The sequence below is a fragment of the Herbidospora sp. NBRC 101105 genome, assembly GCF_030269205.1.
In the GTDB taxonomy this organism is placed as follows: domain Bacteria; phylum Actinomycetota; class Actinomycetes; order Streptosporangiales; family Streptosporangiaceae; genus Herbidospora; species Herbidospora solisilvae.
Genome location: NZ_BSSX01000004.1, coordinates 435,823 through 456,017 on the forward strand (window position 1 = coordinate 435,823; position 20,195 = coordinate 456,017).

21 protein-coding genes and 1 pseudogene are annotated in these 20,195 nt (G+C 72.3%); 12 read left to right on the top strand and 10 right to left on the bottom strand.

Features of this window, described 5'->3' with window-relative positions:
• Positions 1 to 273 precede the first annotated feature (273 nt).
• Positions 274 to 3,006 (top strand): glycosyl hydrolase family 95 catalytic domain-containing protein, encoded by a 2,733-nt coding sequence (locus QSK34_RS19350; protein WP_285585632.1) that lies wholly within the window; start codon positions 274 to 276, stop codon positions 3,004 to 3,006.
• Positions 3,007 to 3,213: 207 nt separating this feature from the next.
• Complete coding sequence (locus tag QSK34_RS19355) at positions 3,214 to 3,780, top strand: hypothetical protein (RefSeq protein ID WP_285585634.1); 567 nt, start codon at positions 3,214 to 3,216, stop codon at positions 3,778 to 3,780.
• Here the strand turns inward: QSK34_RS19355 and QSK34_RS19360 are convergent.
• Positions 3,777 to 4,961, bottom strand: coding sequence for an FAD-dependent monooxygenase (locus QSK34_RS19360; RefSeq protein ID WP_285585636.1), 1,185 nt, complete (start codon positions 4,959 to 4,961; stop codon positions 3,777 to 3,779). The two genes, QSK34_RS19355 and QSK34_RS19360, sit on opposite strands and share 4 nt — an antisense overlap.
• A 68-nt stretch (positions 4,962 to 5,029) precedes the next feature.
• On the opposite strand from QSK34_RS19360, the gene QSK34_RS19365 reads away from it, so the two are divergent.
• Positions 5,030 to 5,554 carry a TetR/AcrR family transcriptional regulator gene (locus QSK34_RS19365; protein WP_285585637.1) on the top strand — a complete coding sequence of 175 codons (525 nt, stop codon included), beginning with the start codon at positions 5,030 to 5,032 and terminating at the stop codon, positions 5,552 to 5,554.
• A 50-nt stretch (positions 5,555 to 5,604) separates the two neighbouring features.
• Positions 5,605 to 8,442 (top strand): AfsR/SARP family transcriptional regulator, encoded by a 2,838-nt coding sequence (locus QSK34_RS19370; protein WP_285585638.1) that lies wholly within the window; start codon positions 5,605 to 5,607, stop codon positions 8,440 to 8,442.
• Here the strand turns inward: QSK34_RS19370 and QSK34_RS19375 are convergent.
• Positions 8,370 to 8,789, bottom strand: coding sequence for a DUF1877 family protein (locus tag QSK34_RS19375; RefSeq protein WP_285585639.1), 420 nt, complete (start codon positions 8,787 to 8,789; stop codon positions 8,370 to 8,372). The two genes, QSK34_RS19370 and QSK34_RS19375, sit on opposite strands and share 73 nt — an antisense overlap.
• Positions 8,790 to 8,821: 32 nt before the next feature.
• On the opposite strand from QSK34_RS19375, the gene QSK34_RS19380 reads away from it, so the two are divergent.
• Complete coding sequence (locus QSK34_RS19380) at positions 8,822 to 9,445, top strand: hypothetical protein (RefSeq protein WP_285585640.1); 624 nt, start codon at positions 8,822 to 8,824, stop codon at positions 9,443 to 9,445.
• Between the two features lie 18 nt (positions 9,446 to 9,463).
• On the opposite strand, the gene QSK34_RS19385 is transcribed toward QSK34_RS19380, so the two are convergent.
• From QSK34_RS19385 to QSK34_RS19400, 4 genes and pseudogenes are all read right to left on the bottom strand, one after another.
• On the bottom strand, positions 9,464 to 9,994 hold the full coding sequence (locus tag QSK34_RS19385; protein ID WP_285585641.1) for a tetratricopeptide repeat protein: 531 nt from the start codon (positions 9,992 to 9,994) through the stop codon (positions 9,464 to 9,466).
• A gap of 227 nt (positions 9,995 to 10,221) precedes the next feature.
• The gene (locus QSK34_RS19390) at positions 10,222 to 10,347 is read right to left on the bottom strand and encodes a hypothetical protein (RefSeq protein WP_285585642.1); all 126 of its coding nucleotides are present in this window, start codon (positions 10,345 to 10,347) and stop codon (positions 10,222 to 10,224) included.
• A 24-nt stretch (positions 10,348 to 10,371) separates the two neighbouring features.
• A complete protein-coding gene (locus QSK34_RS19395) occupies positions 10,372 to 10,989 on the bottom strand; it encodes a hypothetical protein (protein WP_285585862.1) in 618 nt (205 codons plus the stop codon).
• A 404-nt stretch (positions 10,990 to 11,393) separates the two neighbouring features.
• A pseudogene (locus tag QSK34_RS19400) lies at positions 11,394 to 11,447 on the bottom strand (hypothetical protein); the annotation flags it as partial.
• Between the two features lie 111 nt (positions 11,448 to 11,558).
• On the opposite strand from QSK34_RS19400, the gene QSK34_RS19405 reads away from it, so the two are divergent.
• A complete protein-coding gene (locus tag QSK34_RS19405) occupies positions 11,559 to 12,545 on the top strand; it encodes a DUF4279 domain-containing protein (RefSeq protein ID WP_285585643.1) in 987 nt (328 codons plus the stop codon).
• A 588-nt stretch (positions 12,546 to 13,133) separates the two neighbouring features.
• On the opposite strand, the gene QSK34_RS19410 is transcribed toward QSK34_RS19405, so the two are convergent.
• Positions 13,134 to 13,262 carry a hypothetical protein gene (locus tag QSK34_RS19410; protein ID WP_285585645.1) on the bottom strand — a complete coding sequence of 43 codons (129 nt, stop codon included), beginning with the start codon at positions 13,260 to 13,262 and terminating at the stop codon, positions 13,134 to 13,136.
• A gap of 111 nt (positions 13,263 to 13,373) precedes the next feature.
• Between QSK34_RS19410 and QSK34_RS19415 the strand changes: the two genes are divergently transcribed.
• The 3 genes from QSK34_RS19415 to QSK34_RS19425 all read left to right on the top strand — a co-directional run bounded on the left by QSK34_RS19415 (position 13,374) and on the right by QSK34_RS19425 (position 16,164).
• Positions 13,374 to 14,357 carry an AraC family transcriptional regulator gene (locus QSK34_RS19415; RefSeq protein ID WP_285585646.1) on the top strand — a complete coding sequence of 328 codons (984 nt, stop codon included), beginning with the start codon at positions 13,374 to 13,376 and terminating at the stop codon, positions 14,355 to 14,357.
• Positions 14,358 to 14,458: 101 nt separating this feature from the next.
• Complete coding sequence (locus QSK34_RS19420) at positions 14,459 to 15,682, top strand: styrene monooxygenase/indole monooxygenase family protein (RefSeq protein ID WP_285585647.1); 1,224 nt, start codon at positions 14,459 to 14,461, stop codon at positions 15,680 to 15,682.
• Positions 15,679 to 16,164, top strand: a complete 486-nt coding sequence (locus QSK34_RS19425) for a flavin reductase family protein (RefSeq protein ID WP_285585648.1) — start codon at positions 15,679 to 15,681, stop codon at positions 16,162 to 16,164. The genes QSK34_RS19420 and QSK34_RS19425 overlap by 4 nt, the downstream gene beginning before the upstream one ends.
• On the opposite strand, the gene QSK34_RS19430 is transcribed toward QSK34_RS19425, so the two are convergent.
• Together QSK34_RS19430 and QSK34_RS19435 are read right to left on the bottom strand one after the other, a co-directional pair.
• A complete protein-coding gene (locus QSK34_RS19430) occupies positions 16,161 to 16,922 on the bottom strand; it encodes an SDR family NAD(P)-dependent oxidoreductase (RefSeq protein ID WP_285585649.1) in 762 nt (253 codons plus the stop codon). The two genes, QSK34_RS19425 and QSK34_RS19430, sit on opposite strands and share 4 nt — an antisense overlap.
• A 69-nt stretch (positions 16,923 to 16,991) precedes the next feature.
• Entirely contained in the window at positions 16,992 to 17,753 is a 762-nt protein-coding gene (locus QSK34_RS19435) for a helix-turn-helix transcriptional regulator (protein WP_285585650.1), read from the bottom strand.
• A gap of 124 nt (positions 17,754 to 17,877) precedes the next feature.
• On the opposite strand from QSK34_RS19435, the gene QSK34_RS19440 reads away from it, so the two are divergent.
• Positions 17,878 to 18,591, top strand: a complete 714-nt coding sequence (locus tag QSK34_RS19440; RefSeq protein ID WP_285585651.1) for a calcium-binding protein — start codon at positions 17,878 to 17,880, stop codon at positions 18,589 to 18,591.
• Positions 18,592 to 18,595: 4 nt separating this feature from the next.
• Here QSK34_RS19440 and QSK34_RS19445 read toward each other — a convergent pair whose 3' ends face one another.
• On the bottom strand, positions 18,596 to 19,684 hold the full coding sequence (locus QSK34_RS19445) for a winged helix DNA-binding domain-containing protein (protein ID WP_285585857.1): 1,089 nt from the start codon (positions 19,682 to 19,684) through the stop codon (positions 18,596 to 18,598).
• A 64-nt stretch (positions 19,685 to 19,748) separates the two neighbouring features.
• Here QSK34_RS19445 and QSK34_RS19450 point away from each other — a divergent pair, with 64 nt between their 5' ends.
• Complete coding sequence (locus tag QSK34_RS19450; RefSeq protein ID WP_285585653.1) at positions 19,749 to 20,003, top strand: hypothetical protein; 255 nt, start codon at positions 19,749 to 19,751, stop codon at positions 20,001 to 20,003.
• A complete protein-coding gene (locus QSK34_RS19455; protein WP_285585654.1) occupies positions 20,000 to 20,164 on the top strand; it encodes a hypothetical protein in 165 nt (54 codons plus the stop codon). The genes QSK34_RS19450 and QSK34_RS19455 overlap by 4 nt, the downstream gene beginning before the upstream one ends.
• Positions 20,165 to 20,195 lie beyond the last annotated feature (31 nt).

Sequence of the window (20,195 nt, forward strand, 5' to 3'; positions counted from 1 at the left end):
CGCTCTCTCACCAGAGAAGTCGCAGCACATCAGCTTGATCACGCCAATACCACGCCATGAATTAAGTCATTGGGAGAGCGTTCTCCAGCAGGTCGGGCTGACATCGGCAGAAGTTTTCACCAGTGGGACGCGTGATGAAGCCGTTATGGGCGAACGTCTTCAGAAACGTGCGGGAAACACTCTATGGTTTTGAGATAACGTTATCTCGACCGGTCCACGCCCGGCCGGACGAGGTCTTTTGCCTGCTCAGGCAGGGGCAGAAAGGCACCCCCCATGAGAACAACCCGAGGCATCCTGGCGGCGGCCGTCGCCGCCTCCCTCCTGACGGCGCTCCCCGCCGACGCGGCGGTCCCGGCGGCCGACCAGCAGTGGGCCGAGATCCAGCAGCTCGTCGGCGCGGTCAAGGGCCGCTGGACGAACCAGACCTACTCCGGCGCGGTCAACCGCACCATGCCCGACACGGCCCTCCTCGGCAACGGCGACATCGGCGTGACCTCCGGCGGCAGCCAGGGCACCAAGACCTTCTACATCTCCAAGGGCGACTTCTGGACGTCCGCCGGCAGTCCCTCCCTGGTGGCCCTCGGCAACGTGACCATCCAGGCCGACACCACGGTCACGGCCACCAACCTGGCGCTGGGGTCGACCGCGACGGCGTCCAGCAGCCACCCGTCCTTCCCGCCGTCGCGCGCGGTCTCGGGCGCCTGGGGTTCCGGCTACGAGGGCTGGGTCTCCGACGTGGGCAAACCCCAGTGGCTGCGCCTCGACCTCGGCTCGGCGAAGACCTTCCGCCGCTACATCCTCAAGCACGACCAGGCCGCCCGCCCCGGCGAGGCCGCCAACAACGGCAAGAACTGGACGCTCGAAGCCAGCACCGACGGCCAGAGCTGGACCACGATCGACACCGTCACCGGCAACACGGCCGCCACGACCGACCGCACGTTCGCCCCCGTGACCGCCCGCTACCTGCGCCTGAACCTGACCGAGCCGACCCAGGGCACCACCGCCGACTCGATCAACAACCCGCGCGCCCGCGTCGGCGCCTTCGAGCTGTACGACGCCGAGGGCCCCACCCAGCCCACCGGGACCTTCCTGGAGGAGCAGAACCTGCTCAAGGGCGACGTCGACACGTCGATGCAGCTCGGCGGCGTGCCCGTGACGATGAAGACCTTCACCGGCGCCGACAGCAACGTGGTCGTCACCTCCATCACCTCGCAGGGCGACCGGCCGGTCCGGCTGCGCGCGCAGACCGTCGTGGGCACCCCCGACGCGCGCGGCGGCATGGTGCAGACCTCCGGCGTGCAGGGCGACACCGTGTGGGCCACCCGCCAGACCCCGGCCAGCCCGCGCGGCGTCTCGCGGGCGTCGCTGGCGACCCGGGTGATCGGCGGCGCCCCCACCGTCTCGAACGGCCGCATCGACTTCGAGCTCGCCCCCGGTCAGACGGTCGACGTCGTCACCGCCGTCGCGGGCGGCGGCGTCAACCCGGCCGACCCGGGCCCGGCCGCGATCGCCCTGGCGGGGGCCCAGACCGCCGCGTCGGTCGACGGCCTCTACGCCGCCCACCTCGACTGGTGGAAGGACTACTGGCTGCGCTCCTACGTCGACCTCGACGACGACGTGCTGGAGCGCTTCTACTACAGCTCCCTGTACTTCCTCGGCAGCTCGCTGCGCGAGGGCAAGACCGCCTCGGGCCTGTACGGCATCTGGGCCACCACCGACTTCCCGATGTGGGGCGGCGACTTCCACCTCAACTACAACTGGCAGGCCAACTACTACGGCGTCTACAGCTCCAACCGGCCGGAGCTCGCGCTGCCCTACTTCGACGCGGTCGACGCCTTCGTGCCGGAGGCCCGCCGCCGCGCCGCCGAGGACCTGCGCCGGGTCAAGCCCGACTACGTCGACGCGCGTTTCCCGGGCGGCGGCGTGAAGAGCGGCGTGCTCTTCCCGGTCGGCATCAGCCCGTTCGGCACGACGACCGACGACAACTACCACAACCAGGTCGCCAACGCCCTGTTCACGGTGACCCAGCACATCGAGTACTGGCAGTACACCCAGGACGAGCAGTGGCTCCGCGAGACCGGCTACCCCTTCATGAAGGAGGTCGCCGCGTTCTTCGAGAACTGGGTCGAGGAGGACCCGGCCACCGGCGCCCTGTCCTTCTGGGGCGGCCCCCACGAGATCACCTGGGCGAAGAACCCCGGCGCCGACCTGGGCATGCTCAAGCTCCTGCTGACCACGCTGGAGGACACCAGCACCCGGCTCGGCCTGGACGCCGACCACCGCTGGGTGTGGGGCAAGATGCTCCGCAACCTGCCCGCGATCCCCACGACGACCTACCAGGGCAAGACCGTGTACGCCCTCGGCGAGCCCGGCACGATCAGCGACAACCGGGCGATCCGCCCCGGCGACAACACGGTCAACCTGGAGTTCATCCACCCGGGCGGCCAGCTCGGCATCGGCTCCCCCGCCGCCGAGCGGCAGACCGCCATCGACACCATCAACGCGATGAACTCGTGGGGCCAGGACAACAGCTTCCCGAAGGTCTTCACCCAGGCCGCCCGCGTGGGCTACCCGGGCCAGACGATCATCGACCGGCTGAAGCAGCAGATCACCCAGCGCTCGGCGGCCAACCTGCGGATCTCCGACGGCTACCACGGCCTGGAGAAGGCCGGCGCGATCGAGGCGCTGAACAACCTGCTCCTGCAGAGCTGGGACGGGCTGGTCCAGGTCTTCCCGGTGTGGCCGGCCGGCAAGAGCGGCGCCTTCCACAACCTCCGCGAGAAGGGCGGCCTCCTCGTGAGCGCGTCCCGGACCGGGGACACGGTGGAGTACATCACCGTGAAGAGCGAGCAGGGCGGCGTCTTCGAGGTCAAGAACCCCTGGTTCGGCACGAAGGTGAACGTCTCGGCCGACGACGGGACGGTGAGCAACGTGGGCGCCGGCAAGTCGACGCTGCGGATCAACGCCGCGAAGGGCACGACGTACACGTTCACGCCCGCCCGGTAGCAGCCCGAACGAGAAAGCCCGGCGCGGCCCGCGCCGGGCTTTCCCGTTTCCGCCCCGACCCGCGCTCCGCCCCGACGCGCCGGTCCGCACACTCGCTTCCCCTGGATGAGAAGCCGCTCATCGGCGGCTCATGGAGTGTTCACCCCCGGCCTCGAAGCTCTTTCCCAGGCGGGCGGATCGCCCGCTTCCGAATGGGGAGGGGTTGCGATGAGGAAGAACGTTCTGCTGGGCGGGGTCGTGCTGGGTGTGCTGCTCGGGGGTGCCGGGCTGGTCTCGCCGGCGGTCGCGGAGGAGCGGGTGTGCCGGGCGACCATGCGGGCCGTCACGGTCGACAACCTGCGGGTGCCCTCGGGGGCCACGTGCACGCTGGTCGGCACGAAGGTCAAGGGCACGCTCAAGGTCGAGCGCGGGGCCACGCTGGTCGCCCGGGGCGTCAGGGTGGAGGGCAACGTCCAGGGCGAGAACGCCAGGGCAGTCAGCGTGCTCGCCGGGTCTCACGTCAAGGGCAGCGTCCAGGTCAAGCAGGGCGGGGCGGCCACTGTCACCTCGTCGCGGGTCGACTCCGACATCCAGCTCGACGCCAACAGGCGGTACCTGAAGGTCCGCTCCAACCGGGTCGGGGGGTCGATCCAGGTCGTCGGCAACAGGGGCGGCGTGCAGGTCAGGGACAACAGGATGAAGGGCAACCTCCAGTGCAAGGAGAACTCGCCCCGGCCGACGGGCGGCGGCAACAAGGTCGGGGGCAACAAGGAAGACCAGTGCCGCCGGTTCTAGCCGGGGTAGTCCCTGAGCCGGAACGAGGTGTGGACTCGCAGGCCCACGCTGGAGGCTGTCAGCAGCCGCACCGCCGGAGTGGGAAGGCGGTTGAGCAGGCGCGTTCCGTACATGAGGGTGCGCAGTGCCCGTTCGTTCCCGGGCACCAGCCGCCTGGCCGCACCGATCGCGAAGGCCCTGCTCTTCTGTACGTAGTCCGCCAGCTCCCGCTCGTAGGAGGCGAAGGCGTGGCCGTGGTCGGGGAAGCGTGCGAGTTCGCCGGCCAGGACGTAGGCCCCGACCATGGCGAGGCTGGTGCTGCCGCCGACGGCGGGGCCGGGGCAGTAGCCCGCGTCGCCGACCAGGGTGACCCGGCCCTTCGACCAGGTGTCCATGCGTAGCTGCGTCACCGAGTCGAAGTAGAAGGCGGGGGTGTCGCCGAGGCGGTCGAGCAACCACGCCGCCTCGCCGCCGAGGTCGTCGAAGTGCTCCTTGAGCAGCGACTTCTGCTTCGGCACGTCGCGGTGGTGGTAGTCGAGCGGGGCCGGGGTGCGGAACATGAAGAAGCCGCGCGTGTTGGTGTGGTCGTGGTAGATCATCGCCATCCGGTCGACCGCGACGACGCCGTCGACCCGGCCGGGCGGGCCGGGGTGGTCGGTGACGGTCAGCACGGCGAGGTGGGCGCCGATCCAGGTCGCGTAGTCGGACTCGGGGCCGAAGGCCAGGCGGCGGACGTTGGAGTGGAGCCCGTCGGCGCCGATCACCAGGTCGAACTCGCGGGCGGGGCCGTTCTCGAAGGTCACCACGCGGTCGTCGATGGCCGCGATCGAGTCGCCGAAGACGTATTCGACGTGGTCGCGGCCCGCCTCGTAGAGGATCTCGCTGAGGTCGTCGCGCATGATCTCGACGTGGTCGCCCGCCGCCCGCGCCGTCAGCGCGCCAATGCGGATGCGGGCCGGGCGGGTGTCGCCGGGGCGGCGGAACGACAGCAGTTCGACGCCGGTCCGGCGGGCGGTGATCCGGTCGTACACGCCCATGCGGCGGGCGATCTCCAGTGCCGGGCGGAACAGGTCGACCGCGTGACCCCCGGCTTTACGCAGTTCGGGGGCCTTCTCGACGACGGTGACGGCGTGGCCGCGACGGGCGAGCCAGTAGGCGGCGAGCGGGCCCGCGACGCTCGCGCCCGAGATCAGGATGCGCATCCGGAAAGCTCCTTACTTAACAGTCGGTAAGTTGCTTACTTAACGGATGGTAAGCCAGGGTGAGTTCCATGGCGAGGCCGACCGACACCCGCGACCGCATCCTGGCCACGGCCCGGGAACTCTTCCTGGAGCAGGGGGTGCGCGACACCAGCCTCCAGCACATCGCCGACCGGCTCGGGATCACCAAGCCGGCGCTCTACTACCACTTCTCCTCACGCGGCGACCTGCTGCGCACCATCGTCACGCCGCTGTTCGAGGAGCAGGAGGGCTTCCTCGCCGCCCACGCGGAGACCTCGCGGGAGGAGCTGCTGGGGGCCTATTTCGACCTGGTCTGGCAGCGGCGCGACACGCTGGTGATGATCCTGTCCGACCTGAGCGTGCTGCACGAACTCGACCTGATCGACCGCATGCTGGCCTTCCGCGAAGGGCTCACCACCCTCCTGATCGGCGGCGGGCGGGAGCTCGGCGCGCGGGTGCGCGCCACGGTCGCCGTCGGCGGGCTCTCCGACACGGTGGTGCAGTTCGCCCGCGAGCCCTACGAGCAGGTCAGGCAGGCCGCCGTCGCGGCGGCGGTTATGGCGCTGCGCGGGTGAACATCCCCGACTTATAGTTCCTTCCGGAAGATCCAGCGCCGGGAGTCGCCGTGACACTACGCATCAGGGCGCTCGGGCCGCTGGACGTGCCCGGCGCCGAGGCGCTGACCCGGTCGGGCAACCCCCGGCGGCTGCTGGCCGCGCTGCTGGTGCGCTCCCCCGGCGTGGTCGCCGCCGACACGCTCGCCGACGTCGTCTGGCAGGGCGCCCCGCCCGCGCGGGCCGACGCGGCGCTCCAGACCGTCGTCTCCCGGCTGCGCACGCAGTTGCGCGCCGCCGGCCTGGGCGACGTGCTGCACACCCGCCACCCCGGTTACGCCCTGGTGGTCGACCCCGCGTGGTTCGACGTCACCACCTTCGAAGACCTGGCCGAACGCGGGCGCGGCCTGCTCGCCACCCGGCCGCGCGAGGCGCTCGCGCTGCTCGACGAGGGGCTGGCGTTGTGGCGGGGCGGCGCCTACGCCGAGTACGCCCACGAAGAGTTCGCGATGGCCGAGGTCGCCCGGCTGACCGAGCTGCGGCTGTCGGCCTGGGAGGACCGTGCCGAGGCCGCGCTGCGGCTGAACCGGCCGGAGGAGGCGCTGGCCACACTCGACAAGGTGATCGCCGAGTCGCCGATGCGGGAACGGTCCCGTGGCCAGCTCATGCTCGCCCTCTATCGGCTCGGGCGGCAGGTCGAGGCCCTGAACGCCTACCGGGCCTACCGGACGATGCTCGACGAGGAACTCGGCCTCGAACCCCAGCAGGCGCTGCGCGACCTGGAGACCCGCATCCTGCGGCACGACCCCGGACTGCATCCGCGCGAGACCGCCGAACCGGCGCCCACGTCCCTGGTCGGGCGCGACCAACTGCTCGCCGACCTGCGGGCCCGGCTGGACCGGGCGCGGGTCGTGACGCTGACCGGGCCGGGCGGGGTCGGCAAGACGCGGCTCGCGGCGGAGGTCTCCGAGGGCGGCGCGTTCGTCGACCTGTCGTCGTTGCCGACGGGGGCCGAGGTCGCCGGGGCGATGCTGACCACGCTCGGCGTGCACCTGGTCGACGGGTCGGCCCCGCTCGACCGGCTGGTCGACTATCTGCGGTCCCGCGAGACCGTGCTCGTGCTGGACAACTGCGAGCACGTCGTCGAGTCGGCCGCCACGGCCGCGCAGGCGATCGCGGCGTCGTGCCCGGGGGTGCGCGTCCTGGCCACCTCCCGCCTTCCGCTCGGCCTGCCGGTCGAGCAGATCGTCCCGGTGCCGCCGCTGGGCGAGGAGGCGGTCGAGTTGTTCCGGCTGCGGGCGGCGGCGCTGGCCCCCGGGGTCGACGTGGCCGGCGACGCGGCCGACGAGTTGTGCCGCCGCCTCGACGGGATCCCGCTGGCCATCGAACTGGCGGCCGGACGGCTGCGGGTGATGAGCCCGGCCGAGATCCTGTCGTCGGGGGGCCTGCTGCGCACCTCCTACCGGCAGGCGGCCGACCGCCACCGCACTCTCGACGCGGTCATCGACTGGTCCTACCGCCTCCTCGACGACGACGACCGGCGGTTGTTCGCCCGGTTGTCGGTGTTCCCCGGCGTGTTCACCGCCCACGACGCGGCCCGGGTCTGCGGGCTCGACCCGGTGACCGCGCTCGACCGGATCGGCGACCTGGTCGACCGGTCGATGGTCGTGGCGGTCGCGGGGGGCGACGTGACGGCGTACACGATGCTGGAGACCCTGCGCGCGTTCGCGCGCGACCGGCTCGCCGAGAGCGGCGAGGAGGCCGCGATCAGGCAGGCGCACGCACGTGACCTGCTGGAACTGGTGCAGCGCGGGGCCGAGCGCATCGACGGCGCGTGGGTGGCCGAGGTCGGCCGGCGGTTCGGCGACATCCGCGCCGCCCACCTGTGGGCGCTCGACCACGACCTGACGCTCGACCTTTGGCTGATCGGCGAACTGGCCGACTGGGCCGAGATGCGTATGCCGGCCGAGCTCGAAGACTGGGCCAAGGCGGCGGCCCGCCGCTGGTCGGAGACCGGCCACCCCGACGACGAACCCCTCGCCGCCCTCGCCCTGGGCGTGGCGGCGGGCTGCGCCCGGTTCCGCAGCGACTACGAGGAGGCCCGGCGGCTGGCCGGACTGTCGCTGCGGCTGCTCGGCCCGGACGACCCGTTCCGCCGGTTCGCCGTGTTCGTGCAGGCCGAGCTGGCCCTGCTGAGCGGCGACCTCGACGAGGCGCGAAGGCTCGGCGCCGACGTGCTGCGCTGGGCCGAGGCGGCCGACGACGAGCTGCGGGCCGGTTACATCCGCTCCTCGCTGGTGCTGGTCTCCGCCTACGGCGGCCGGCCGGAGGAGGCCGCCGCCGCGGCCACCGCGATGCTCGACACGTGCCGGTCTGCGGTGGTCAGAGGCTGGGCCCTGTACGTCCTGGGCGAGTCCCTCCTCGACACCGACCCCAGCCGGGCCGGGCGGCTGCTCGCGGAGGCCAGGTCACAGGCCGTGGCGACGGGTGACCGCTACTGCGAGGGCGTCGCGTTGACCTCGCTGGCCTCGGTGACCGCCCGCCACGGCGACCCGGCCTCGGCCGCCGGCCTCTACGTCGAGGTGATCACCCACTGGGAACGCCACGGGAACCGCCTCCAGCAGTGGGCGACGATCCGGGGCGCGGCGTTCCTGCTGGCCCAGCTTGGCGACCTCGCCTCGGCGCTGGCCATCCTCGACGCGGTCGCCGCCCAGAAGGGCGCCACCCCGCTGTACGGCGCCGACGCCGACCGCCTCCGCGAGCTGCGGGCCCACGCGACGTCCACACCGCCCGGAGAGCCGATCGACGACATCCACCGCTTCACCCTCGACCGGCTTCAGAGCAGCGTGACCACGACGGCGTCGCCGTTCTTGGCGCAGGTGGAGAAGAACTCCCAGAGCCCGGCGTAGTGGCGGCGGTAGTAGTCCTCGTCGTCGTCGCCCGGGTAGACGCCGGTCATCGCCGTCCCGTCGTAGCGCAGCACGCCGGGGAGCGACTCGGCCGCGATCACGACCTGCTCGGGCGACAGGTAACGCGGCTGGCCGTAGGGGAACTCGTGGCCCGTCTCCAGGGGCGTGCCGCCGAAGACCACGTCGACCGGCAGGTCCGTCAGGAGGGCGGCCAGCCCGTCCCAGGCCTTGTCGATGTCGAGGCCCCGTTCGACGTCCTCCATGAGCTCGTCGATCCGCTGGGGATGCCGGAGGAGAGGCTCGATCTCCTCCGGGCGCACGTTGAGGTAGTGGCACGTGATTCCCATGCGGGTGATCCTCCCGGGCGTAGGGTCGGCGAATGGGACGTATCGAGAACGCCAAGACACTGTACGAGCAGGCCGTCTTCGCCGGGACCGAAGGCGCGCTCGACATGGCCGACCTGGCCCTCGACAGCCTGGAGGCCGACCTCATGCTGGCCCGGGGCCGGATCACCCACGCCCGCTACCTCTCCGGCGAGGGCGACGGCGACGTGACCGCGTTCGAGCGGGCCGTGGACCTCTACAACTCCCTCGGCGACACCCGGGGCGAGGGCGAGGCGCTGTTCTGGGTCGGCATCTACCACCAGGTCGTGGCGGGCGAGGACGACGTGGCCCGGCCCTTCTTCGAACGCGCCCGCGACCTGGCGACCCAGGCCGGCGACCGGGAGACGCTGGCGTACACGCTGCGGCACCTCGCCTTCGCGTCCAAGGGCACGCCCGAGGCGCGGGAGCTGCTGGAGGAGTCGACCCGGCTGCGGCGCGACCTCGGGTTTCTCCCCGGGGTGGCGGCGAACCTGGTCGGGCTGGCCTACCTGGCGCGGGACGAAGGACGCGCCGACGACGCGGCCGACCTGATCGCCGAGGCCAGGGAGACGGCGGAACGGGCGGGGGCGCACCGTGTGCTCCAGTGGGCCGACGAGTTCACCACGCCGCCGGAGCCGTGACCGCGCGCTCAGCGCGGGTCAGGTCGCCGGGGGCGCGGACGGGGACCAGGAGGTCGACGGCCGCGCGGTAGAGGGGCTCGGCCTCCTCGTCGTCGGCGACCAGGGCACGTGACCGGGCCAGCACGCCTCTCGCCGGGGGGCGCCGCCGGCGGTGGCGCGGGCGGTGAGCGTGCGGAGGGCCGTCTCGGCGCTCTCCCGGTCGCCCGACCTGGCGGCGGCCTCGACCATGGCGGGGAGCATGCGGGTGTGCATCGCCATCTGCTCGCGTCCGGTCAGGTCGCGCAGGACGGCTGCGGCCTCGGCGTAGTCGCCCCGGCCGAGGTGGAGCACGGACCTGCCGATGTCGCGCATGCTGACGACCGCGCCGACGCCGCGCTTGAGGCAGACCTCTCTGGTGTCGCGCAGGAACTCGGTCACGTTCGGCACGTCGCGCCAGGCCGGCAACTCCGGCATGCGGGTCATCTGCGACTGCTGCTCGGCGGTGCCCACGGCGGTCCGGATCTGGTGGCACTCGCGGACCAGCGCGTCGCTGTGGTCGAGGTCGCCCAACAGGGCGGCGTGGATCGACCACGAGTAGAGATCGCGTCGAGGTGGAACAACGAACCGGCGTGCCGGGCGACGTCGGCGCCGCGGCGCATGATCGCGGCCTGGTCGTCGTCCCAGAGCAACATCGCCAGGGCGATGGTCGGCAGATACTTGCCCAGGACGTACTCGCCCGAAGTCTCCGGGCGCAGGAAGTGGGCGACCGCCTGCCGGATGGGGGTCACCGCCGCCTCCTAGCCGTCGAGGATCAGCGTCGAGAAGACGCGCGTCACCGGGTCGGGGTAGCCGAGCGACCGGGATGACTCGGCGATCTCGGTGAGCGGGTGTCGCGGGTCAGGTGCTCGGCCGTGATCGCCCACGCGGCGGCCCTAGTCAGCGCGTCGTCAGCGCCGGCCCCGGCCGACGTCGTCGAGCCGGGCGAGGTCGATCCTGTCGAGCAGCGTGCGGGCCTGCCTCCGGGCGCTCGCCGCCAGCGCGGCCTCGGCGGCCCCGAGCCGCCGCCGGTCGCGGTCGCTCGCGCCGGGTGTCAGTTCGGCGGCCCTGACGAGATAGGTCGCCCGCGCCGCGGAGCCGCCTCGGGCGCCCGCGCGGTCGGCGAAGCGTTCGAGTTCGGCGGCCACCGTCTCGTCGAGGCCGACGCAGGCCGAGGCCCGGTGCCAGGCCCTCGTGTCCACGTCGGCGGCCAGGGTCGTCACCTCCGCCAGGGCGGCGTGCGCCCGTCTCCGGTCGGCGCCGGTCGCGCCCCCGTAGACGGCCGACCTGATCAGCGAGTGGCGGAAGCGGGCGGTCGTACCGATGAAGACCAGCCGTTCCGATTCGGCCGGGCCCAAGGCGTCGGGGCCGACCGACAGCAGCCGGGCCGCGGCCGTGACGTGGCCCAGGTCGCCCGCGGGCTCAGCGGCCGACAGCAGCAACCAGGTCTGCGTGTCGCCCGGCAGGCCGCGGACCCGCCGCAGGTAGTGCTCCTCGAGCCGACCGCCGACCGGCAGCCCGGCCAGCACTTCGAGTCGGTACGGGTGGCGAACACCAGCCCGATGCCCTCGGCGTGGGCGCGGCGGCCGACGAACGCCAGCATCCCGAGCGACTCTGCGTCGACCCCCAGGGCGTCGTCGACGCAGCACAACACCGGCTGCCCGGCCGCGACCTTGGCCAGCAGCATCAGCGTGACCAGCCCGACGAGGAACCGGTCGGCGGGCGGCCCCTCCTCCAGCCCGAACGCCACCCGCAACGCCTGCCGCTGCGCCGCCGCCAGCCGGTCGGCCCCGCCCAGGAACGGCGCCAGCAGCCTGTGCAGCGTCCCGAACGCGAACGCCGCCTCCTCCCGCACCCCCGCGACACCCACCGTCCGCAACCCGGCGGCCCCGGCAACGTGGTCGAGCAGCACCGTCTTCCCGGCGCCGTTGGGCCCGAGGAGTCCGGTGATCTCGCCCTGCCCGACGGTGAGACTGACCCCGTTCACGCCATGGACCGCCCCGAACCTCTTGGTCAGTGATTGGGCTTCAAGGACGGCCAGCGGGCCACGATCCGCTGCCGCAACGCATTTTCACCACGCTTCGGCGAAGATGATCAGGTGCTCCGCGACTACGTACGTGTCATCAGCGACGACGGTGATCCGCACGAGGTCACCGCCCTGATCGGGATCACCCCCGACCGGACGTTCCGGGCCGGCGAGATCGGGCCGTCGGGCGAGCCGCGCACGTCCACCGTGTGGTCTGTCGCGCTGACCGGCGTGCCGGAGGTGCCGCGCGACGAGATACTCGGCTGGGCCCCCGACATCGTGGCCAGGTTCCGGACGCTCGTCGACCGGGGCTGGCGGCTCTCCGTCGTGCTGGGCCCGGCGTCCGCCGACGACGATCCCGACATGGCTCGGGGCTTCGTCCTCCCCATGGAGGAGATGTGGTCGTCGCTCCGCGTCGAGATCCCGCAGTGGCCTCCCGTTCCCGGGATGAACGAGGAGTTCGTCGCCCGCGACCTGGCGGCCTGCGGCGTCCGGCTGATCGGGATCCGGCGGTACACCGGGGTGCCGCCCCAGATGGCCGCCCGGATCGCCACGGTCGGGCCCGAGGACGGCAGGCGGGACCAGATCTTCGAGGCCGACGACCCCGATCTGGCCGCCGCGTTCAACCGCGCCTGGTACGCCACGGCCGTCGAACACGGCTTGTTCTCCGAGGGGGAGCGGTTCCTGATCGCGATGGACCAGGGGAAGGACCCCGACTTCTTCCAGGCCCGCGAGGAGTCGGACGCGTGGCGCAACCCTCGCTGGTGGGAGTTGGTGTGGGCGCTGGTCGAACTGGAACCCGGCTGGGACCTGGGCGGAGCAGGCTCGCGGTCCCGAATTCTGGGGAGTGGCGGCCATCCGGCCTTCGACCTGTCCTCGGTCGACGGCTCGGTTATCGTCGGCGCCACCTGGTGGGAGGACGACACCGTGAGCCTGATGGTGCTGACCGAGCCCCATCGCGTGGAGACCCTCCGCGCGCAGGCGCTCCGGATCCTTGAGGGGTCGACCCTGGATGCGGAGAAAGAGGAGCTCACGGCGTGGCTGGCACGGGAGCGGTGAGCCACACGCGCTCCAGCAGGTGGACGCCCGCCGCCCACCAGCGCCCCCACACCCAGGTTCCCCGGCGCGATCCCGACTCCCGCGATCGAGTTGTGGAGCCCGTAGTGGGTGGCCACGAGACGCCCCCGGACAGCGCCACCACCGTGTCCATCTGAACGGGAACGCCAGCGCCATCCTCACCCCGAGCAGCGCCGCGCACATTTATCAACGGTGCCCGGTTGGAGCTCACCGCGTTGCGTCTCTATCGCTCCGCTTCCTATCCCAGCACCATGGTTGCTCACCTGCTCCCGCTGCCCAATTGTCTGGGGGCGTGGACGCGACCCTCAAGGGCTGCCGTGCACGACGCGCACTCAGCGCGCGAGGAAGCGAACGGACAACGTCACGTGAGGCAGCCGTTGACCGCCGCCGCCACGCATGGCCCCGGACCCCTTGCAGCCATCCGGGAGTCGGAGAGGAGCGGCCAGGCGAAGGCCCGCGCCAACACTCGCATCCCGAAGGACAGGAGCAAGTCAGGGCCACCCGGTCAGAGCGGGCACCGGCAGCTAGACGTAGGGATTCCCGCAGGTCGCATCAGGTCACAAGTGCTCGTCAATTCCGTATTCGGCTTGCCCACCCGGCCTCGCCCCGCAGGACGACGACCCCGCTCAGGCCGTTGCGCAGATGCCCGGCGAAACGATCGAGACCGGCCTGCTGCCGGACGCGGCCCACGATGGTCACGGCTGCTCATCCTGCCGGAAACGGGAGAAACCGTCACCGCCACGAGAATGTGGCGCCAGGTGTGCGTCTTTTTTCATGGAACGCCACGCCCGAAAAGGCCGATCATCTGGTGTGCTCCTCAGCAATCGTGCCGTCTTCGCCAGCTCGGACCTCGACGAGGTCCGCGGCGAGGTCGCCAAGGTGTTCTGCCCTCACCGGCTGGACCTTGCCGGGCAAGCGAACCTGCTGTCGGCCCGGTTCAACTCGGTCCAGCTCGGCTCGGTCCGCGTCAGCTACCTCGACTACGGGGGCGACGTGCACATCGAACCGGGTGACCTGGACACCTTCTTCCTCGTCATGATCCCGCTCGCCGGGCGGAGCCTGATCCGCGCCGGCGCCAGTGAGATCGTCTCCACGCCGGCGCTGGCCGCGCTGCCCTCGCCGACCCGCCACCTCGACATGCGCTGGGCGGCCGGGTGCCCCCAGCTCGTCATCAAGTTCGAGCGTGCCTCCATCGAGCGGTCGCTGGAGCAGATGCTCGGCGAGCCGATCGGCGATCCGGTCGTCTTCGACCTCGGCATGGACCTGACGACCGGCTGGACCCGGTCGTGGCGGGACATGGCCGACCTGCTCGTCAGGGAGGGCGAACGCGACGACGGGCTGACCGGCCATCCGCTGGCCATCGCCCATCTGGAGAACGCGCTGATCAGCCTGCTGCTGACCATGCAGCCGTCCAACTACCGGGAGCGGCTGACGGCGCCGAGGCGGCCCGCGCTGCCGAAGGTGGTGCGCCGGGCGATGGAGTTCGTCGAGGGGCACGCGCACCTCCCGCTGACCACCGCCGACATCGCCGGCGCGGTCGCGGTCAGCGGCCGTTCCCTCCAGGAGGGCTTCCGCGCGCACCTCGGGCTGACCCCGATGGCCTACCTCCGGAAGGTGCGGCTGGCGCGGGTGCACGAGGAGCTCAGGGCGGCCGATCCCGCCCGGGTCACGGTGACCACGGTGGCCGCGCGGTGGGGGTTCCTGCACCAGGGACGGTTCGCCGCCCAGTACCGCGAGCAGTACGGGCTGCCGCCGTCGGAGACGCTGCGGAGAGGGCCCGCGTCAGGTGGATGACATCCGCGCTCAGCGGATGGCTGGAGTGGCGGCGCCGAACGTACCGTTCTTGTCAGGCGCCGATCGAAACTCCACTCCTCCCCCCGAAGGGACTCACCACCATGCGCGACATCCTCATCGTCGGCGCCGGGCAGGCCGGCCTCCACCTGGCCATCGGCCTGCTCCAGCAGGGTTACGACGTCACCGTGGTCTCCAACCGCACCGCCGAGGACATCCGCGACGGCCGGGTCATGTCCGGCCAGTGCATGTTCGGCACCGCGCTCTCCCATGAACGCGAACTCGGCCTCGACTGGTGGGCCGACCTCTGCCCGCCCATCGAGGGCATCGCCCTCGCGGTCCCGAACCCGGAGGGCGGCAAGTTACTCGACTGGGCCGGACGCCTCGACGCCCCGGCCCGCTCGGTCGACCAGCGGCTGAAGATGCCGGCCTGGCTGGGCGAGTTCGAGCGGCTCGGCGGCAAGCTCGTGCTGCACGACGCCACCCCCGACGACCTGGAGACCTACGCCGCCCGCTACGACCTGGTCCTCGTCGCGGCGGGCAAGGGCCAGATCGCCTCGTTGTTCGAGCGCGACCCCGCCCGCTCCCCCTACGCCGCCCCGCAGCGGGCCCTCGCGGTCACCTACGTCACCGGGCTGACCCCCCGGCCCGGCCACTCGGCGGTCTGCTTCAACCTGCTGCCCGGCGTCGGCGAGTACTTCGTCTTCCCCGCCCTCACGACCAGCGGCCCTTGCGAGATCATGGTGTTCGAGGGCGTGCCCGGCGGGCCCATGGACTGCTGGGGCGACGTGCGCGGCCCCGCCGAGCACCTGGCACGCAGCCGGCAGGTCCTGGAGACCTTCTTCCCGTGGGAGGCCGAGCGCTGCGACGGCATCGAGCTCACCGACGACAACGCCGTCCTGACCGGCCGCTTCGCCCCCACGGTCCGCAACCCCGTCGCCGTGCTGCCCTCCGGGGCGCCCATCTTCGGCGTCGCCGACGTCGTGGTGCTCAACGACCCGATCACCGGGCAGGGCAGCAACAACGCCGCCAAGTGCGCCGCCACCTACCTGCGGGCCATCGTGGAGCGGGGAGAGCAGCCGTTCGACGCCGACTGGATGCGGGCCACCTTCGACCGCTTCTGGGACCAGGCCCGGCACGTCACCGCCTGGACCAACACCCTGCTGGCGCCGGCCGAACCCCACCACCTGGCGCTCCTGGGCGCGGCCGGGCAGCACCCCGAGGTCGCCCACCGGTTCGTCAACGGGTTCGACGACCCGTCCGACTACGCCGAGTGGTTCATGGACGCCGACCGGGCCGAGGCCTACCTCAGGAGGGTCGCGGCATGAGATCGCTCCGTGAGGCCCTGGGGCAGTTCGCGACCGGGGTGGCGGTGATCACGACGGCGACCGGCGAGGGCGACCGGGCCGGGGTGACCGTCAACTCCTTCACCTCGGTCTCGCTCGATCCGCCGCTGGTGCTCTGGTGCCTGTCGAACCGGGCGCCCAGCGCGCCGGTCTTCCTGCGGGCCGGGCGGTTCGCCGTCAACGTCCTGGCCGCCGGCCAGGACCACCTGTCGAGACGGTTCGCCACGCCCTCGCCCGACAAGTTCGCCGGGGTGGACCTGCTCTCCGCCGCTCCCCTGCCGATCCTCGCCGGGACACTGGCCACCTTCGTCTGCCGGACCGAACGGGTGCACGACGGCGGCGACCACCACATCTTCATGGGGGCGGTGGAGGGCTTCCAGCGCACCGAAGGGGAGCCGCTCGTCTTCCACTCCGGCCGCTACCGGGAGTTCTGGCCCGAGATGACCATGGACGGGGCCGCCTAGCGGCCGGTCGGCGCGATGGCGGCGACCAGGCCGCCGTCGACGACCAGGTCCTGCCCGTTGACGTAGGACGCGGCGTCGGAGGCCAGGAAGGCGACCGCGTCGGCGACGTCGTCCGGGGTGCCGAGACGGCCGGAGGCGACCGAGGCCAGGGCGACGGCCGCGGCCTCGGCGGAGATGTGCTCGTGGAACATCGGCGTCTCGATGTAGCCGGGGCTCACCGAGTTGACGCGCACGCCCCTCGGGCCCAGTTCGGCCGCGAGGGTGCGGGTCAGGTTGTGGACGGCGGCTTTGGAGGCGGCGTACAGGGCGGCGCCGGACAGGCCGCGATGCAGCGCCCAGGAGGCGTTGACCACGATCGACCCCCCGCCGGCCAGCAGGGGGAGGGTCTTCTGGATGGTGAAGAAGACGCCTTTGACGTTGGTCGCCATGACGTGGTCGAAGCCGGCCTCGGTGACCTCGCCGAGCGGCTCGAACACGGCGGTGCCCGCGTTGGCGAAGACGACGTCGAGCCGTCCGTACCGGCTCTCGATCGTGGTCGCCAGCCGGTCGAGGTCGGGCAGGCTCGCGGCGTCGCCCTGAACGGCCAGCACGCGGTCGCCGCCAGCCAGGCGCCCGACGGCGGCGTCCAGCTTCGCCTTGTCGCGGCCGGTGACGACCACGTGGGCGCCGCCGGCCAGCAACCTCTCGGCCGTCGCCAGGCCGATGCCGCTGGTGCCGCCGGTGATGAGAGCGATCTTGCCGTGGAACGTGTGGGTCATGGATCCAGCGTGCCGACGGGCGCGGAGGACGAACAGTGCGCAGTGATCCGGGGTGTGGCACCACCACCCTCACCGGGGGGTGTAGAGCTCCAGGTACCACGACGGACGGTCGGCCACCACCAGGGTCGTCATGTCGAAGAACAGGTCTCCGGCCTCGGGATGCCGGATCGCCTTGATCGCCTGGACCGGCGGGCCCACGTCGTGGCGGCCCCAGAGCTCGGCGAACTCCGGGCTCACCGCGCTCAGGTCGGCGACCACGCGGGCGAACTCCGGATCGTCGGGGGCGTGCCCGGCGTCGGCGCGGTAGGCGGCCACGACGGCCGGGGCGACCGACTCCCACTCCACGTGCATGGCCCGGTAGCGGGCGTTGGTGAAGAACGCGACCAGGCAGTTGTGGTCGGTGTCGCCGTAGCGGAACAGGCGCTGCGCCGCGTCGTTGGTCGCGACCAGGTTCCAGTAGCGGTCGCGGACCATCGCGGGCGGCGTCCAGGTGTCGAGCAGGCGGCGCAGCTCCGGGGTGATCTCGGCGTCGCGGGCCGCCTTCGCCTGCGGCGGGTTGAGCCCGGCCAGCAGGTAGACGTGGGCGCGCTCGGACTCGCTCAGGCGCAGCGCGCAGCCGATCGCGTCGAGCACCTCGGCCGAGACGTTGATGTCGCGGCCCTGCTCCAGCCACGTGTACCAGGACACCCCGACCCCGGCCAGCACGGCGACCTCCTCGCGCCGCAGCCCCGGGGTGCGGCGCCGGCCGGCCACGGCCATGCCGACGTCGCCGGGGGTGAGCCGGGCCCGGCGGGTGCGCAGGAAGTCGCTGAGCTGCTCGCGGCGGGCCATACGTCATGGTAGGCGCCCGCGCAGGAGGGCTGGCCCTCCCTCGTCTCTAGGGACTGCTCGGCTGATCGGGGCCCGCCCCGTTTTCTAGCGTGATGGCGAAGCCGAAACCCGAGCAGGAGGAACCATGACGAGTCTCAGAAGATCGGCCCTTCTGGTGGCGGCCGCGCTGGCGGTCGTGCCCGCGCTCGCCGTCCCCGCCGAGGCGGCCGCGGTGACCGCCGGAACGTGCGTCGAGGAGACCGGCGGGCAGGTCATCTACACGGCGGAGCCGGGCGTCGCCAACGACCTCACCATCACCCAGGTCGGCGACAACGTCCGTTTGGAGGACGAGGCCGGTTCCATCAAGGGCTGCACCCCCGAGAGCCCGGCCACCGTGCTGGCCAGGCGCGGCACGAAGATCAAAGTGGTGGCCGGCGACGGGGACGACGTGGTGGTCGTGAACGTCCTGCCGCTGGGGCAGAAGGTGGTCGTGCTCGGCGGCGACGGCGACGACGAGCTGCGCGGCAGCGGGAACGCCGACGACCTGCGCGGCGGAAAGGGCGACGACGCCCTCCGGGGCGACGGCGGCGACGACAAGCTGCGCGGCGACGGGGGCGACGACGAGTTACGCGGCGGCTCGGGGGCCGACGAGCTCCAGGGCGGAACGGGCAGCGACGACCTGAGCGGCGGCGCGGGCGCCGACGAGCTCAACGGCGGCAGCGGCGACGACGACCTGCGCGGCGACGCCGACGCCGACGAGCTCAACGGCGGCACCGGCGCCGACGAACTGAACGGCGGCCCCGGGCTCGACTCCTGCAACGGCGGCCCCGGCACGGACACCACGACCCGCTGCGAGTGACCCGTCAGGCGATCTTGACGGCCCGCGTCTCGCCGTCGGAGAGGAACGACGCGAGCCTCTCCCCCTCCTCGGCCACCTCGTCGCGGTCGGACCGGGAGAGCTCGCGCAGCGGGGCGACGGTCACGGCGCCGTCCGTGACCGTCCAGGTGGCGGCGACCCGGCCGTCGACCAGGACGACCCGGACGCCGGCGATCGACACGCCGCGATGGGCGTCGTCGACGATCCGGGTGCGGTCGTCGTAGCCGAGGAGCGCGTTGTCGAAGGCGGGCAGGAAGCGCACCGGCGCGGGGGTGCCGGGGTCGGGGCGCGGCGCGTCGGGGAGGTCCAGCAGCTCGCGGCCCCGCTCGTCGCGGAAGGAGACCAGTTCCCCGCGCACCGCGGCGACCGCGGCCGGCAATCCGGCCAGCCCGCACCAGGCGCGCAGGTCGGCCGTGGCGGCGGGGCCGTAGGCGGCCAGGTAGCGCCGCACGAGCGTCTCACCGACCGGGTCGGACCCGTTCGGCGTCGGCGGGTCGAGCTCCCGTCCCAGCCAGAGGGAGATCGGGACGTTGCGCACCCCCGCCTTGGCCCGCCACACCCCGCGCGGCGGCAACTGCACCATCGGGACGAGGGCGGAGACCAGCATCTCGCCCAGCGGCCGGGGCCGCGGCATCGGCCACCGCTCGGCCATCGTCCGCGCCAGCTCGCCCATCGTCCACGGTTCGCCGTCGGCCATCAGGGCCCGGCCGGCCGCCGCGAGCTCGTCGAGGTCGACGCCGGCCAGCTCGCGCCGGTAGACCCCGAGCACCCGCTGGCGCAACATCGTGTCGTGCCGGGCCCGCCACGCCACGACGTCGTCGGCCGTGACCAGGTGGACGGTCCGGCGCATGAGATGGGTGCGCACGACCTTCCGCCCCACCAGCAGGCCGGAGAGCGTCGCCGGATCGAACCCGCGCAGCCGCGACCAGAGCCCGACGAACGGCTCCTGCGGCTCCTGCGCCTGCATCCCGCACAGGTGCGCGACGGCGTCGAGGACCGGCAGGCCGGCGCGGTCGAGCAGCAACTGCCGGGCGAGCGTGGCGCGGTTGAGCGCCCGGGTGTCGAGAACGGTCATCGCCATATGACCACGATCCCAGCCATAGCGGCCAGAAACCGTCCTCTTTCCGACACGAGCGGGCGTGGCCAAGGCGTTCGTGTCACGCGCCGCGACCGACCCCGGCTTCGCCGCCCACTACCGCGCCCAGCGCAAGATCCTGCTCGACCTGCTCGGCGAACAGTTCGCGCGCGCCGACGTCCCCGACCCCTCGGCCGCCGCCACGATCCTCGTGCAGGTCATCGAGGGGATGCGGACCGACTGCCTGCTCCTCGGCCCGGACGCCGTCGACGTCGACGCCGTCCTCGACCGGCTCCTCCGACCCGGGGACATCCCATGAGAAGCGTCGAGTTCAGCACCACGACCACCCTGCCCGCCACCCCCGGGAAGGTCTTCGACCATCTGGCCGACCCGATCGGGCTGCTGCGCTTCTCGATGGGGCAGGCGAAGAAGGTGCAGGCGGCCCGGGGGCGGGAACTGGCCCGCCGGTTCGCGGCCTGAGACGGCGCTGCCGCGCCCGCCGGGAGGGCGG

Excerpts from the sequence above, each read along its gene's own strand:
- QSK34_RS19380 (WP_285585640.1), top strand. The coding sequence starts at position 8,822 with ATGGGACGTATCGAGAACGCCAAGACACTGTACGAGCAGGCCGTCTTC.
- QSK34_RS19425 (WP_285585648.1), top strand. The coding sequence starts at position 15,679 with ATGAGATCGCTCCGTGAGGCCCTGGGGCAGTTCGCGACCGGGGTGGCG.
- QSK34_RS19440 (WP_285585651.1), top strand. The coding sequence starts at position 17,878 with ATGACGAGTCTCAGAAGATCGGCCCTTCTGGTGGCGGCCGCGCTGGCG.
- QSK34_RS19420 (WP_285585647.1), top strand. The coding sequence starts at position 14,459 with ATGCGCGACATCCTCATCGTCGGCGCCGGGCAGGCCGGCCTCCACCTG.
- QSK34_RS19430 (WP_285585649.1), bottom strand. The coding sequence starts at position 16,922 with ATGACCCACACGTTCCACGGCAAGATCGCTCTCATCACCGGCGGCACC.
- QSK34_RS19355 (WP_285585634.1), top strand. The coding sequence starts at position 3,214 with ATGAGGAAGAACGTTCTGCTGGGCGGGGTCGTGCTGGGTGTGCTGCTC.
- QSK34_RS19455 (WP_285585654.1), top strand. The coding sequence starts at position 20,000 with ATGAGAAGCGTCGAGTTCAGCACCACGACCACCCTGCCCGCCACCCCC.
- QSK34_RS19360 (WP_285585636.1), bottom strand. The coding sequence starts at position 4,961 with ATGCGCATCCTGATCTCGGGCGCGAGCGTCGCGGGCCCGCTCGCCGCC.
- QSK34_RS19445 (WP_285585857.1), bottom strand. The coding sequence starts at position 19,684 with ATGACCGTTCTCGACACCCGGGCGCTCAACCGCGCCACGCTCGCCCGG.
- QSK34_RS19435 (WP_285585650.1), bottom strand. The coding sequence starts at position 17,753 with ATGGCCCGCCGCGAGCAGCTCAGCGACTTCCTGCGCACCCGCCGGGCC.
- QSK34_RS19365 (WP_285585637.1), top strand. The coding sequence starts at position 5,030 with ATGGCGAGGCCGACCGACACCCGCGACCGCATCCTGGCCACGGCCCGG.
- QSK34_RS19375 (WP_285585639.1), bottom strand. The coding sequence starts at position 8,789 with ATGGGAATCACGTGCCACTACCTCAACGTGCGCCCGGAGGAGATCGAG.
- QSK34_RS19350 (WP_285585632.1), top strand. The coding sequence starts at position 274 with ATGAGAACAACCCGAGGCATCCTGGCGGCGGCCGTCGCCGCCTCCCTC.